The organism is Paenibacillus sp. CCS19, assembly GCF_033239625.1.
Taxonomy (GTDB): domain Bacteria; phylum Bacillota; class Bacilli; order Paenibacillales; family Paenibacillaceae; genus Paenibacillus_T.
The window spans coordinates 187592-202091 of the sequence record NZ_BTCK01000003.1 but is presented as its reverse complement, the minus strand read 5'-3'; the positions used below and the strand labels follow the sequence as shown (position 1 = coordinate 202091).

Annotated in this window: 14 protein-coding genes; 10 read left to right on the top strand and 4 right to left on the bottom strand. The window is 52.9% G+C overall.

The genetic code is table 11. The features are described from left to right. Positions 1-64: 64 nt before the first annotated feature. Complete coding sequence (locus SBI19_RS04495; protein ID WP_317965360.1) at positions 65-1525, bottom strand: stalk domain-containing protein; 1461 nt, start codon at positions 1523-1525, stop codon at positions 65-67. A 332-nt stretch (positions 1526-1857) separates the two neighbouring features. On the opposite strand from SBI19_RS04495, the gene murI reads away from it, so the two are divergent. Further along, the gene (murI, locus tag SBI19_RS04490) at positions 1858-2652 is read left to right on the top strand and encodes a glutamate racemase (protein ID WP_317965358.1); all 795 of its coding nucleotides are present in this window, start codon (positions 1858-1860) and stop codon (positions 2650-2652) included. Between the two features lie 57 nt (positions 2653-2709). On the opposite strand, the gene SBI19_RS04485 is transcribed toward murI, so the two are convergent. Beyond that, positions 2710-3954 (bottom strand): hypothetical protein, encoded by a 1245-nt coding sequence (locus SBI19_RS04485; RefSeq protein ID WP_317965356.1) that lies wholly within the window; start codon positions 3952-3954, stop codon positions 2710-2712. A 153-nt stretch (positions 3955-4107) separates the two neighbouring features. Between SBI19_RS04485 and SBI19_RS04480 the strand changes: the two genes are divergently transcribed. Further along, positions 4108-4623: a DUF1648 domain-containing protein gene (locus SBI19_RS04480; RefSeq protein ID WP_317965354.1), complete on the top strand. Its 516-nt coding sequence runs from the start codon at positions 4108-4110 to the stop codon at positions 4621-4623. A 22-nt stretch (positions 4624-4645) separates the two neighbouring features. Here the strand turns inward: SBI19_RS04480 and SBI19_RS04475 are convergent, their stop codons facing one another. Next, positions 4646-5317, bottom strand: coding sequence for an NAD-dependent epimerase/dehydratase family protein (locus SBI19_RS04475; protein WP_317965352.1), 672 nt, complete (start codon positions 5315-5317; stop codon positions 4646-4648). 239 nt (positions 5318-5556) lie between these two features. Here SBI19_RS04475 and SBI19_RS04470 point away from each other — a divergent pair, with 239 nt between their 5' ends. The 3 genes from SBI19_RS04470 (at position 5557) to SBI19_RS04460 (ending at position 8015) form a co-directional block, all read left to right on the top strand. After that, the gene (locus SBI19_RS04470) at positions 5557-6330 is read left to right on the top strand and encodes an exodeoxyribonuclease III (RefSeq protein ID WP_317965350.1); all 774 of its coding nucleotides are present in this window, start codon (positions 5557-5559) and stop codon (positions 6328-6330) included. Between the two features lie 206 nt (positions 6331-6536). Then, positions 6537-7112, top strand: a complete 576-nt coding sequence (locus tag SBI19_RS04465) for a GNAT family N-acetyltransferase (protein WP_317965348.1) — start codon at positions 6537-6539, stop codon at positions 7110-7112. A 243-nt stretch (positions 7113-7355) separates the two neighbouring features. Beyond that, a complete protein-coding gene (locus SBI19_RS04460; protein ID WP_317965346.1) occupies positions 7356-8015 on the top strand; it encodes a DUF2306 domain-containing protein in 660 nt (219 codons plus the stop codon). 266 nt (positions 8016-8281) lie between these two features. Here the strand turns inward: SBI19_RS04460 and SBI19_RS04455 are convergent, their stop codons facing one another. Next, complete coding sequence (locus tag SBI19_RS04455) at positions 8282-8734, bottom strand: SRPBCC domain-containing protein (protein WP_317965344.1); 453 nt, start codon at positions 8732-8734, stop codon at positions 8282-8284. Positions 8735-8860: 126 nt separating this feature from the next. On the opposite strand from SBI19_RS04455, the gene SBI19_RS04450 reads away from it, so the two are divergent. The 5 genes from SBI19_RS04450 to SBI19_RS04430 all read left to right on the top strand — a co-directional run bounded on the left by SBI19_RS04450 (position 8861) and on the right by SBI19_RS04430 (position 14412). Then, positions 8861-9682, top strand: coding sequence for a helix-turn-helix transcriptional regulator (locus tag SBI19_RS04450; RefSeq protein ID WP_317965342.1), 822 nt, complete (start codon positions 8861-8863; stop codon positions 9680-9682). Between the two features lie 30 nt (positions 9683-9712). Continuing rightward, the gene (locus SBI19_RS04445) at positions 9713-10366 is read left to right on the top strand and encodes a GntR family transcriptional regulator (RefSeq protein WP_317965340.1); all 654 of its coding nucleotides are present in this window, start codon (positions 9713-9715) and stop codon (positions 10364-10366) included. 422 nt (positions 10367-10788) lie between these two features. Continuing rightward, positions 10789-11904 carry a helix-turn-helix transcriptional regulator gene (locus SBI19_RS04440; RefSeq protein WP_317965338.1) on the top strand — a complete coding sequence of 372 codons (1116 nt, stop codon included), beginning with the start codon at positions 10789-10791 and terminating at the stop codon, positions 11902-11904. Between the two features lie 863 nt (positions 11905-12767). Beyond that, entirely contained in the window at positions 12768-13598 is an 831-nt protein-coding gene (locus SBI19_RS04435; protein WP_317965336.1) for a metallophosphoesterase family protein, read from the top strand. Between the two features lie 28 nt (positions 13599-13626). After that, positions 13627-14412, top strand: coding sequence for a tyrosine-protein phosphatase (locus SBI19_RS04430; protein ID WP_317965334.1), 786 nt, complete (start codon positions 13627-13629; stop codon positions 14410-14412). The last annotated feature ends 88 nt before the right edge of the window (positions 14413-14500 follow it).

Genomic DNA, 14500 nt, shown 5'->3' with positions numbered 1-14500 from the left:
AGAGAAAAGGCTGCTCCGCGCGTCATCGTGCTGGAACGATGGCGTGACGAGGCAGCCTTATTGTTTAATCGATATGAACGACGTTAGCGCCTGCATCCCATACGACATTGTTGCCGAACGCTTCGCTGATAAGCCGCAACGGCACATAGGTGCGCCCATTGACGATGATCGGCTTCAGCTTCGCTTCGATTGCCTTGCCATTAACCGTCGTCACGCCGGATACCGAGTCGAGCACTACCTTCGTCTCCCCTTGCGTCGCAATGACAGAGCGAGTCGGTTGATCCCACTGAAGAGCAATACCCATCTGGTCCAAAATTCCCCTGAGCGCCACATACGCAGTACCGCCTACCAACAGCGGCTGCGAGTCGCTAAGCACCTTCTCGCCTGATAGATAGACATCGATGGACGTTCGCACAAGCTGCGGCATCCGAATCGTCATATCCGGCACGCCTGCCCCGGCCTGTCCTAGACCGTTCGAGCCCCAAGACATGACGTATCCGTTGTTCAGCAGCACATAATACGTGTTATTGCTTGCCGCGACCGCCTTGGCATTCGTGATGCCTGCCACCTGTTTGACCTCTTCCGGCTTGTCGTTGACGACCCACGTCCAGACTGTACCGTCCGATTTCACTGCGGCCATGTTTGAGATCGATACGACGTCTTTCAGCCCTTTCACGGGAAACAGCTCATTCATTCCAACCTCTGGACGTGCCCATTCGGCGTTTTTCCACATCCATACCGTTCCATTGAAGGCGAGTGCCGTTCCATACGTCGCCCCTGCCGCAATTGCGGCAAACTCGTTGCTCGCGCCCGGCTGTGGCGGAACCTGAAGCTGCTCGGGCTTCCGTATCACTTTGTTGGCAGCGTCGACATTATGGTCGAGGCCCCATGCCCAGATAAGTCCGGCGCTATCCAGCGCTGCTGACTCGTACATATCGGCGGAAATGGCGACGATGCGTGACAGCCCCTTCACCTGAACCGGCTTCAGCTGATTGCCTGCGCCTTCAATACCAAGCTGACCATTCTGATTGCCGCCCCATGCCCAAACCGTGCCGTCCTTACATAGAGCAATGCTGTGATCATCGCCTGCAGCGACGGCGATCATATCTTTCAGTCCTTCAACCTGGGTCGGCTCTACCGAAATATCAGCCGACTGCTTCCCATTGCCGAGCTGTCCGTGTTCGTTGCCGCCAACCGACCATACGGTGCCGTCTTCCTTGAGCATTAACGAATGGCGATAGCCGCCGGATATTTGTTTGACATGATCAATGTGCATTTGAACGGACGAATAGGCCGGCTGCGTGTAGCCGTTTCCCAGTGAAGTATAGGCGCCGCCCCACGCCCATGCGGTACCGTCCGACTTCAGCGCATAGCCGCTGTAGCCGCCGCCGTCGATCTGCTTGATGTTGGACAAATATTTGCCGCTGCCGCCGGAACCCGAATCGGCAGCGATAGCCGCTGATCCTAAACTGCAGGTAAGGAACAACGTCATGCAGGCATTGGCAATTCGTCGAATTGTTTTCACGTACAATGCACACCTCCATGTACAATCCATTATTTAACATATAAGTAGACGGTGCTGCTTCTTCTAAGGTTTCAGCCATGATGGCTTGAATCGCGATTGCCGCAACCGATATTTCCATTATTTTTAAGGCCCATCGATTCACAATCCGCTGTATTCTAAATAAGCCGTTCAAGGCCAGGCATCATCCGCTTCAGATCGGAGTACGGATCTTTCGAAAGAGCTGGCAGCAGATGAACTTGGGCGATTTTATCGCTTTTGTCCCTTGCCGTACGGGGACTATCGAGGTATGCTGAGTAAAGACTTAGACTACATAGGATAGGGATCGATTGCATATGACTATTGGGTTCTTCGACTCGGGCATTGGCGGGCTGTCAGTGCTTGCGGAATCACTTCGGCGGCTGCCCGATCAGGATTATTTGTATATGGCCGATACATTGCATGTTCCTTACGGGTCCAAGACAAAGGATGAAGTAAGAGATTATATATTCGAAGCGGTCGACCGGATGATGCAGCAGGGCATCGACGCGCTCGTCGTAGCGTGCAACACGGCAACCAGCATTGCGGTGGAGGAGCTTCGCTCCGTTTATGATCTGCCGATCGTCGGCATGGAGCCGGCCGTTAAACCGGCGGTTGAGATGAACCGTGTAACGGGTAAACGCGTGCTTGTGCTCGCAACACAACTTACGCTTCAACTGCCGCGCTATTATGCGCTCGTCTCCCGAGTAGACGAAGGCGGCATCGTCGATTCGCTGCCATTGCCGGAGCTTGTTCGTTATTGCGAGAGTCTGCAGTTCGATCCGCAGGTGATGGAGGCGTACTTCCGATCCAAATTCGAGGCGTACAATCTCGACGACTATGGCATTATTGTGCTTGGCTGCACGCATTATCCGTTCTATCGGAACATTCTGCGCGGCATGCTTCCTAGTCACATTGAGATTGTCGACGGCAACGCGGGGACGGTTCGCCGACTGTCGGCGCTTCTCAACCGGTTCGGCATCGTCGGACACGGCAGCGGGCATGTCCGCTTCATGTGTACGGGCAACGAGTCTGCTTATATCGACAAAATGCAAACGGCGCTCGCCTTCTACGAGAGCAACCTAGCGCAACGCGAAGAATCGATTTCTTAAAAAATGAAACCCCGCTCCGGCATACGCCGAGCGGGGTTTATTGTTGTCGTGCCACCGCTATTCCAGCGGGTCCTCCATAAACAGGCCGTTATAGGGTGCATTCGGATCATCGAACTTCTCCGTCTCCAGCGTGCCGAAATCATCGATCATCCACTCGCCGTCTTGCTGCTTCAGCTCGACCTCCAGATGCCCCGCCAGCCCGATGGCATACCAGAGGTTAATCGTGAACGTGAACCGAATGGCGTCTGCCGACGTATACGTCGCATCAATCGGAAGCCAAGCGAAAGCTCGGCTCGTATTGCCGGCCTCCGCCTGCTTCGCGAACTCATCTCGCAGGAATCGGAATCCCGGATTGCTCCACGCTCGATTGGTGAACAACTCGCCTAGCTTGTTATCCGGCAGCTTACCGTCCGGGTAATCCGCTTCCGTTAGTCCGAGCGCCTGCTCGATATGTTTCGATGCATGACCAACAATCTCAGCTAATTGAATATATTCCTCGCTTCGATCCTTCACCGCCGAAGCAACCAGCTGCCGCCTCTCCCGATCCAATGTCCATGTAATCTCGAATCGACCGCCATTGTACGAAGTCTGAGCAGACAATGCCTCCCCAATCGACTCGATTGGACCGTTCATATCGAATAAGAACGAATCCACCCCCTTCAGCCCGCTGCTCTTCTCGTTGTATACGAACTGGAGCGGAAACGCTTCTTGATCGGACGTGATGGCATAGGCATAGGTTGTATACATGGAGCCATACCCTTGAGCGAAGCGATAATACCTTGGCTGGAATAACAGCACGTCCATTCCATCCAGCTGGATCACCTTCATCACAGCAGGCTCTGGCAGTTGACGGAGCACCTGACCCTTCTGATCCGGCAGCTTATGTTCCCTTCCCGATCGATCCACATACCGTATGGTGTACGTCCCCTTATACTTAGCCGGAGCGCCGTCCTGCAGCCTGACTTCGCCCGGCTGCGACCATACTTCCAGCTTGCCATATCGACTCGTACCCGCCGCCCGAAGCGCCGCCCTGTCGTTCACAATGTCACGACTGGAGCTCTCTGGCCAAGAAGCCGCATCATAGAGCTGGCTTTCCAAAAACCGGTTCGGTAACGACGGCAAGTCATACCCAGGAGCCAATGTTCCCGACTCGAGCTCCGTCATCGCTGTTTCCCCAGCCGTTGCGTTTTCAATCGCCTTATCCTTCGATCGATAAGGGAGAACAACTGCTGTCACAGCCACGGCAAGCATCAGTATAACGAAAGATGCGAGGAGAACGGTCTGCTTTTGCTTAACGGACACAAGTTCACCTCCTTGATAACATACATAAGTTCGTTCTCTAGACGGCAGCAATATGCAATTGGTTGCAAATGTAAGGATTGTGTATTCAATCGATTCCCTGGAATGGTATACTCTTGGCATCTTTGCTTACCTACTGCACAAGGAGGCATCACGATGGATCAACGACCCGTCATCCGCTTAGCCCGTTCACCGCTGGAAGTTTTACTCGAAGTGCTGAATATCATCATTATTGTCGGAATGGTTGTCTACTTCCTCATTCGCTGGTGGGATCTGCCGTCGGACATTCCGATTCACTTTGACGGTTCTGGTGAAGCGGACGGCTGGGGTAACCGAGCAACGCTGCTGCTCTTCCCGATTATGGCCATTGTTCCTTATAGCATCATAACGGCCATCAGCCGCTTTCCGCATACGTTTAACTATCCAATACGAATAACGGAGCAGAACGCCCCAGAGCTGTATCGGCTCACTGTCCAAATGCTGGTCTGGCTCAAATTCGAAATCGTACTGCTCTTCGCATCGATCGGCGTCATCATGATACGCAGCGCCGAGAACGGCCGCGCAGAAGGCGTCGGGATTTTCACGATTATTGCAGCTCTCGTTATACTCGGCACCGTATTCGGCTATTTAATCTATATCATCCGTCGGTTCAGAACGCCTAGAGCAAGCTAGCTCCTGCTAACTCAACGCAAGGTTATCGCCGTGTTCCTGCCACCCGGACGATATCCGGAACCTCCAATATGCGCTGATCCGGCACATCCGCCGCTACGCGGATCATCGCTTGTCCCAACTCGCGCAGCGTCAGCGCGTACTTCGGGAACAGGCGGCGTAGCATCGGGTACATCCACGCAATATATTTATAGTACTTATTCACGTTCTTAAGCCCCGGTGTCGGATGGATATAGCCGGGGCGGAACATATAAGCGGCCTTGAACGGCAGCTTCATCAGATCATTCTCCGTCTTCCCCTTCACCCTCGCCCACATCGACTTGCCCTTCTCCGTACTGTCCGTATGCATGCCCGTTACGTACGTGAACACCATATCCGGGTTGAGGCGGACAAGCGTCGACGCCACATGCATCGTAAGGTCGTAAGTCACCTGCCGGTAGGCAGCCTCAGACATGCCAACCGAGGATACGCCGAGACAGAAGAAGCACGCGTTAAATCCCGTGAGCTGCTGCTCGATCGGCGCTAGATCATGAAAACTCTGGTGCACGATTTCGGTCAACTTCGGATGCTTCACGCCGCACGGTCTGCGATTAATGACGAGCACCCGCTCCACCTCGTGCGACTGCAGACATTCATGCAGCACCCCTTCGCCCACCATTCCTGTTGCACCCGTTACGATAATGCTCAGCTTCTTCATCCACATCCGTCCTCCATCCTCAATTAACCATTGCCTGCTCGGCGCCAAATGCCCCCGATGAGACCTTAATAACCGCCATTACAGATCAGTATACGGTGCCAGAACATGGAACTCAATTGACTGCCCGTCAACCATTCTCCCCCTCATCGCTAGAATATCCGACATATGCTACACTTGTACGAGCAGTTCTTACACACTTCATTATCGATTCTATATATAGATAGGGAGAGTACCTCGCAATGAAACTTATATCTTGGAATGTAAACGGCCTTCGCGCTTGTGTGACCAAAGGCTTCGGCGATTATTTCCGCGCGGAAGACGCCGATATTTTCTGCGTACAAGAGACGAAGCTGCAAGAGGGGCAGATCGAGCTTGATCTGGGCGAGGAGTATGTTCAGTTCTGGAACTATGCGGTGAAGAAAGGTTACTCCGGCACCGCTGTCTTCACGCGGATAAAACCGCTATCCGTACGTTACGGCATAGAAGAAGACAGCGAGGACGAAGGCAGAATTCTAACCCTCGAGTTCGACAACTTCTACCTCGTGAACGTCTATACGCCGAATGCGAAACGCGATCTGTCGCGGCTCGATTACCGCATGGAATGGGAGGAGCGGTTCCGCAATCACCTGACCCGACTGGACCTGCTTAAGCCTGTCATTGTATGCGGAGACTTGAACGTCGCCCACCAAGAAATCGACATCAAGAACGCGAAGTCGAACATCGGCAACTCCGGTTTCACCGATGAAGAGCGCGGCAAATTCTCGATGCTGCTCGACGCCGGCTTCGTCGATTCGTTCCGACACCAGCACCCTGAACGCGGCGACACATTCAGCTGGTGGTCGTTCATGCCGAAGGTCCGCGAGCGCAATATCGGCTGGCGCATCGACTATTTCCTCGTATCGGCTAGGCTTGCCCCTGCCATCGTCGAAGCGGAGATCGACTGCCACATTCTCGGCAGCGACCACTGTCCGGTGAAGCTGGTGCTGTCGGAGACGCTAATGGGCTCTGCGTAAGCATACATTTTGCTGCAATTCATTAGGAAATCATTGGAGGAGGACTAACCGTATGCCAACAACTTTGTAATGGTTTATCAACGACACAATTAAAACTATTACAAGGATGCAAAGCATAATGTGCCTTTTCCCCCAGCTTGCAACGATCCTTGTGATTCCTGCATAGCTGATGTGCTTTGTTCCTTCTACCCATTAGGAGGATTGCAATGAGCCATTCACAGGACCAGAATAGAACGATCTTTACGATAGAGTGCGAAGATATTGTACTACGTGAGTTTCAAGAAGATGATTTGGATGATTTCCACGCGCTTACGTGGGAGCCGCACTTTCATGCTTATTTGACCGATTGGAACGTGACCCGGGAACAAAGAGAAGAGTGGTTCCTCCAGTATGAAATACCGGATAACCAACGATTCCTAGAGGCGGTAACCCAAGGCAGCGATATCGGGGAGTTGCGTTTGCGGCTCGGCATTATCCTTAAGGCTACCGGACAATTCATTGGCGTATGCGGGACTGGTATAAAGTACGAACTCCCTGCCCCGAATCGTGAGATTCTATATGGCATCTCAAGCGGTCACCGCAATAAAGGCTATACGACACAGGCCGCGCAAGGATTAATCAAGTATCTGTTCGAACACACCAATGTCACAAAGCTCATTGCCATCGCAGAGGTCAGCAATCATTCATCCAATAAAGTGATACAGAAATGCGGCTTTGTGTTCCAAAATGATGTCGTCATCGATAATTGCACCTATCATTACTACCGGTTGAGTGCAAACTAGCTAACAACAAATTTGCTAATAAGGGGCTGCCACTCGGCAGCCCCTTATTTTATACAAAAGAAAATTAACACAGCGACCTATACCCCGACTCAAGTCGGATACAAGAAAGAGCTAGAGGCGGAGTCTCCGCTGACCCTACGTATGATCACGCAACCCGACTGCGGCCGCTGGGAGGACCATTCGTTTCAGTGCTACAGTAGAGGCAGGGAAACAATCCAAGGATTGGATACGGAGGGTTAATTCATGTTCATTCGCAATGCAGCAGCCCGCAAGTGGCTGTTCGGACTGCTTGCTTTTCTGGCGGTAGGCATCGGCCTGTACGCTTTCGCCTTCTACGGCACGATCGACAGTGCGCAGAACAGTGGTTTCGCCGAGAACAAGGCAGATGATCATCTGCCGGATCTGTGGTATACCTTCATCTGGCTGCATGCGATCTCTGCAGGTACGGCACTCGGAATCGGTTGGCTGCAGTTCATAAGAAAAATCCGCCGCCGCAATCCGAATGTACATCGAATAGTCGGATATCTGTATAGCGCTGGCATAGCAGTCGGAGGCGTTACGGGGTTGTACGTCGCATGGTATGCCGATGGCGGGATAAGCGGCCGAATCGGCTTCACTGCGCTCGCGCTTGTATGGCTGTACACCCTGTTCCGGGGGCTCAAAAGCATTATAGTGGATCGGAACCAGATCGAACACAGTCATTGGTTTATCCGCAACTATGCGCTAACTTGCGCGGCCATTATGCTCCGCATCTATACCCCGCTTGCCGATGGCCTATTCGGCCTCGATACGAACGATTCGTTCGCCGTCATCGGATGGTTGTGCTGGATGCCGAACCTGCTGTTCGCCGAGATGCTCATTAGCGGTCGCGGACAGTCACGCCATCGGCCGATCGAGCTGTAGGCGGGAAATGAGGAATCGATGAGAAAACCGCAGCGTCAACAGCTCGAACTGACCGTCGCCGTATGGAGCATGAGCATGCTTATGCTTCTCCGTGCAAGCCATCAACATGCGAAAGTAGAGGCAGAGACTACAAGCGCAAACGCTAGCCCTGCATTCTTGGATATCGCACCTCCCCTTCCGTGCCATAATATATAAACGCCAAAAAGGGTGTACGCATTCCGTGTACACCCTTCTTTCGTACAACTTCGCGCATGTTCGCCTGCGCATTACCAGCCGAAATCCAGCGTCTTGCCCGTCTCCGCCAGCGTCTTCAGATTGCTCAGAATCATCGGCCAGCTTGCCTTCGTGCTCTCGTAAGACGGATGGTTGTCCGGCCACTGGTCGTTCACCAGCGTCAGCTTCGTAGTTGAGCCAACCGACTCCAGCGTAAGCGATACGCGCGTCTCCAGCTCCGCATGATTCTCCCGATAGGATGGACCCGGGTGCTCCGTATAGCTCATGAACCGGTTCGGCTCGAACGCCAGCACCGTGCCATAAACATGAACCGTCTCGTCTCCATCGTTGCCTGGGCCGATATAACGATACGGCGATCCAATCTCGAAAGTCGACTCCAGCACGCTGCCGAATAGAATCGCCTTCGTACCCTCCGGCTCGATAAACAACTTCCACACTTGCTCTACCGGCGCTCCTACATACAGCTCGAATCGAAGCTCTGTCATATAAATTTCCTCCATTTCGTCATCCATTCTTCGTTGCACGTTTAGCAATGAACTGATAGTCTCATTATAGAGAAGCAAAATTCACTAGTATTGTAAAAACGCGACAATGATTGATGGAGGTGGGTAATGCGGCGGAAGGAGCAAACGTCAGATCGGGGCATTCTGAAAGCGGAGATGGGCATGCGCAATTTCGCACTGATGCGGTATAACCCGTCCACAGCTCTCGCTCCCTATATTGAACACTATTGGACCGTTCAATGGGATTTGCGCGGACAACCACCATTCAGCCAGAATGTTCTGTCCTATCCCAACATCAATTTATCGTTCGAGAACGAGAGCGGTCGTCGTTTCACAGGCGTATACGGCGTTCCAAGAACGATCTATACTCGCCATCTCAAGGATACAGGCATGGTGCTCGGCATCAAGTTTCGTCCCGGCGGCTTCTATCCATTCTCGCAGCAACCCGCCTCGCAGCTTACCGGCCAGACCGTTCCTGCCAACCAACTGTTCGGAGAGTCTATCTCACATGTTGAAGATCAGATCTGGGAACAGGACAGCGGCGAACAGATGGCTCAACTGGCAGAGCAATGGCTGCTCACACGGCTGCCTTCCCAGCCCGACCCGAATACACAGCTCGTTAACGATATCGTAGAGGCCGCGATCAGCACCCGCGAGCTAACACAAGTTGAGCGAATGGCTGTACAATTCAATATGAGCACCCGGGCTCTTCAGCGCTTGTTCAGCCGATACGTCGGCGTAAGCCCGAAGTGGGTCATTCAACGTTTTCGGCTGCAGGAAGCAGCCGAGCTTATGGAGAACGGCGGTGTGACCGACTGGATCACGTTGTCGCAGCAGCTTGGATTTTTTGACCAGGCGCATTTTATCCGAACATTCAAATCGCTCATCGGCCAATCGCCCGATGCGTATCGCAAAGAAACCCTGCTCTAATTCCACTATCTATGATCGAGGAGAATCAACATGTCGGACGTACCTCTCGTTGAAATTGCCTACCAACATATTCGCACACAGCTGCTGAACGGTGTTTACCTGCCTGGTCATCAGTTCACGGAATCAGAGCTCGCCAGCGAGCTTGGCATGAGCCGCACGCCTATTCGTTCCGCCGTCTCGCTGCTTGAGAAGGAAGGCTTCGTTCAAACGCTGTACAAGCGAGGCATCATTGTCCGAGGAATCGAAGCCAAAGACCTTTATCATATATTCGACCTGCTCAATGCCCTATACTCCTATGCGCTCGATTGCATCGACCAAGGGATGTACTACGAGCTGGATTTGCCGCAGCTGCGCAAGCATTATGATCAGCTTGTCGAAGCGAGCGACAATCGGCAATACCGCGCATACTACGAGAACGGCCTCATGTTTATGCACACGCTGCTGGCATCCATCCGCAACCGCTATATTATTGAGACGTTCAATCTGCATCGGGACAAGCTGCTATTCTACGTCGTGGCTTACCGGCTGACGCAAGGCGCCAACCGGCCATATACGGGACGCAAGCTGTATGAGGAAATCTACGACCGGCTTGCGCAAGGCAAATACCAAGAGGCGAAACGAGCGATTATGGAGCATAAGCGCAACATGCGCGAGGATCTGCTGCGGAATAGTATGCTGCCTTAAATGCAAAGGATGGCTCCCGTATACAAACCACCTGTTCCACAATCAGACGTCGACCTAACTACATGCAATGACACATGCAGCCGACCGATTGGCTAACGAACCACAGAAACGCTATCGCGCCTCAATTGTTCCATTCACAGCTCTAACGAATTCCAGCAGCGCTATTACGTCATAAATGACCATTTCCCATCTAGCGGACGCCCAATAGCGTCCGCTAGATTCGTTACGGGAACACCGTACCGCTACGTGCTGAATAAGGTCGGCACGGTTCGTTAGACTCTCCCCTAGCTTCATTTCAACCGGCAGTTGAATTTGGAATCAACCTTATTCTCTTGCTGCTCCATTACGCGTCTTCGAAGCGCGTGCTATGATGAACTTGTCGGCGCTGACACAAATATCTCAATATAAAAGGATGTAGCGAAATGACGATTCGAATAGGCACGATGATTGCAGAGCTTCGGAAGGAGAGACGCATGACGCAGGAACAGCTTGCGGCAGCAGTGGGCGTATCGATTGCCGCCGTATCCAAGTGGGAATGCGAGAGCTCCTATCCAGATATTACGATACTTCCCGCGATTGCTACGTTCTTCGATGTATCTGTCGATGCGCTGCTCGGTTATCAGGTGCAGTCCAGCCAAGTCGAACGTTATAAGGAGCAACTGATGCAGTATTTCGACCTTTTCAAGGTAGATGCAGGACTCGCTCTGGCAGAGGAGGCGCTGATGAAGTACCCGAACGATTTTGATATCCTTCGGCATGCAGCCCAGCTTCAGATGTTCAAAGCCAATACCGTCGACCGTGAAGACGGTGAGAAAGAGCGCCTTGTCGAGCAGGCGGTTGACCGCTTCCAACGTGCATTGACGGTCAGGCCATCGAACTCACCCGTTCGGCCCGAACAATTGAAAATATTAATAGCATACACCTATGGCGATAATGGAAAGTACGATCAAGCCATCGCCATTCTCGAAGAGATCAACGTTCGAGGCGTAATGAACGTGGACATTGCCCGCTATTTGATAATGGCGGGAAAATACTCGGATGCAAAGCCGAAACTGCAGTCGCACTTGTGGACTTTTGCCTTCACGTTCGGTACCCTCGTTGCCAGTCTTAATGAATGCTTTAAGGCGGACGGCAATCCTGCACTTGGCATAGACTTGCAACAGCTTCATGCAGAACTTATGGAACGTCTTACAGGCACAACATCTAGCTACGCCGATCTAATTTGTGTATGGAGCTTCTTAGGATTAGCAGAGGATCAACGTGATGCAGGCGATATCGATGGGATGTGGGGCAGTCTTGCCAAAGGCGTCCATCATGCCCTGCGGTTCGATGCTAATCCTTCCTACGAGCAATCGGCGATCAAATTCATGGACGGCACGGAAGGCCAGATGGGCAAAGTTACTCCGGGTCACGCGTGCCAAGATGCGATTGATAAACTAACAAACAAATTTGCCGAGTTTGCCCATGATGAGCGTTATATGACTTGGCTGCAAGAATTGAAAGCAGCGGCATCAAGCGTCGACCCTGACATGCATTGATGCATCTGAAGTTAGCTTCCTGGCTGCTACTTTCAACAAACGATCCGATCAGCCACATAAGAACTTACACTAATCGCTAACGAATTCTGTACCCGCCACTATTTGACCGCCAATGAACCACAGTAACGCTATTGGGCCACATTCACGCCTTATTCAGCACTTAAGAACCTCAGCGACGTTAATACAACGGAAATGACCACTTCCCATCGAGCGGACGCCCAATAGCGTCCGCTCGATTCGTTACAACCCTAACGCCCCGCTGCAGACCGGATAAGATCAGCACAGTTCGTTAGACTGAGACTGTCTAACTGGACGCAGTACACCCAAGGACGCCGCCACCATCCACCTTTCGCAACTGCTTACCGAGCGCACCCGCCCCCGTCTGGCTAACGGACTAAGCCGCTGCTATTAGGCTGAGAAACATGCCAACGCGCTCTTTATCGGACTTCAATGACGCTATTGTGCAGCATTTCATCATTTCGCGCTGCCAAATCGACTAATAGCATCACTAAGGTCCGTTATCCTTCGTACAAGCTCATTACGATCGAACAGCGTCCCATCAGTTCGTTAGCTATGCACGCCTACTCCGCCATGCCCATTCCCGTGCAAGTTTCAAAATTACGCCATCTCTCCTGGCCTCCCACACCGCACCCCGTGCAGGTTGGGAGGCTTTTTGTCATACCATCGCTCTCCCTCACCTATTAAGCCCGCGTAAACACGCCTCCCACCATTAATAAAAACGAAAGATGGCGTTGACACAGGTTTTACATGCAAGATGTACATTTCTTGTATGCAAGATGAACTTGTCCTGCTAGAGGTCATCTGCAACCAAACCAACCCAACCTTTGGAGGTAAGAAAAACGATGGAAACGATCAAATTTGTTCACCTGACGGACACGCACATGAACGCACCCCAAACGGACAACATGTTCTCGAAGTTCAATCTCGCCGGCAAAGTGACTCGTCTGTTCGAGCACCTGCGCGACACGAACGTTGCACCTGCTTTCGTCATCATCACGGGCGACTTGTCGCACGAAGGCAATGTTGAGGACTATGCATACATCCGCCAAGTGCTGGATCAAGGCTCCGCGATCATTGGCGCTCCTGTGTACGTCGTACTGGGCAACCACGATCACCGCACCCCTTTCCGCGAGGGCTTCCTCCAACAAGAAGGCTCCGTAGACGCTTATTTCTATAGCATTACGATCAACGGCCTGCGCCTGATCGGCCTGAACTCGCAAGTGCCAGGCCAGCACCACGGCCGCATCGACGATCAGCAGCTCGCATGGCTCGAAGAAACGCTGAGCGTCCCTGCTGAGAACGGCACGATCGTCGCACTCCACCACCCGTTGCTCTCCGTTAACGGCATGCCGGACGACCATGTACTCGAGAATCGCAAACAGCTCGGCGATGCGCTTGTCGGCACGGACGTTGTCGGCATCCTCGCAGGACATGTTCACTCCAATAACGTCGGCTCGTATCACGGCATCTGCAGCGTCGCTGCTACGGGCACTGCTTTCGCCGGCGAAATGGCTGACGCTGAGAACTTCCGCATGTACGACTTCTGCGGTTATAACCTTGTATCGGTGAACCAAGAAGGCATCTCGGTCCAATCCGTTGTCCTGCCATCTACCCAAGAAGAATATTTCCGTTTCCCAGTCTCGATGCTCGCTGCTGAGACTAGCAACCACTAAATCACGCATCGGGGAGTGTAGAGAAACTATGCCGAATCAACTCATGCCAAGCTGCTTGATCCCCCTCGAAGGGGCATTCAATTTCCGCGATATGGGCGGCTACCGTACAACGGACGGCCGCACCGTGAAGCACGGCCTGCTGTTCCGTGCTGCCGAGCTGACCGGCTTGACGCCGAATGACCATCGCCAGCTTGAGGCGATTGGCCTCAAGCATGTGTTCGACTACCGCAACCGGGGCGAAGCCGAGCAGAAGCCGGACCCGGTCATCGGTCAAGCGGTCAACACGCGTGTTCCTGCCAACGAAGCGGCTGAGCAAGCGCCTCATATCGACCTTGCCGAGCTGTTCCAGAAAGGGCTTCATCACCACTTCTCGCAGGACATGCTGCTCCAGATGTATGCGAACCTGCCGATCGGCAGCCGTTCCTACCGCGAGCTGATGAAGCTTCTCGCCTCGCCGGAGACGAACCTGCCGATCGTTCAGCACTGCGCTGGCGGCCGTGATCGCACGGGTGTAGGCAGCATGCTCATTCTGCTGACGCTGGGCGTACCGTACGAGACGGTGATGGAAGACTACCTGCTCTCGAACATTACGCTGACGGACTACCATCAGGCGTTGTTCGATATGGTGTCGCCGTACATCAGCGTGGAGGAGCTGCGCTCCTTCGAAGAAGCGATGCGTCTGCAAGAGAAGTACCTCGATGCGTCCATGGACAGCATCCTGCGTGAATACGGGAGCTTCGAACGTTACCTGGAACTGGAGTTCGGTATCGACGAGGAAGTCCGTACGCGGATTCAAGACTACTGCCTCGAATAACACCCTCTGTCGCTCGCACGTTCAGGACATTCACCGCCGATAGGAGAGCCTATTTTGTCAAAAATGCAGCTTTCCTATCGGGCACCAT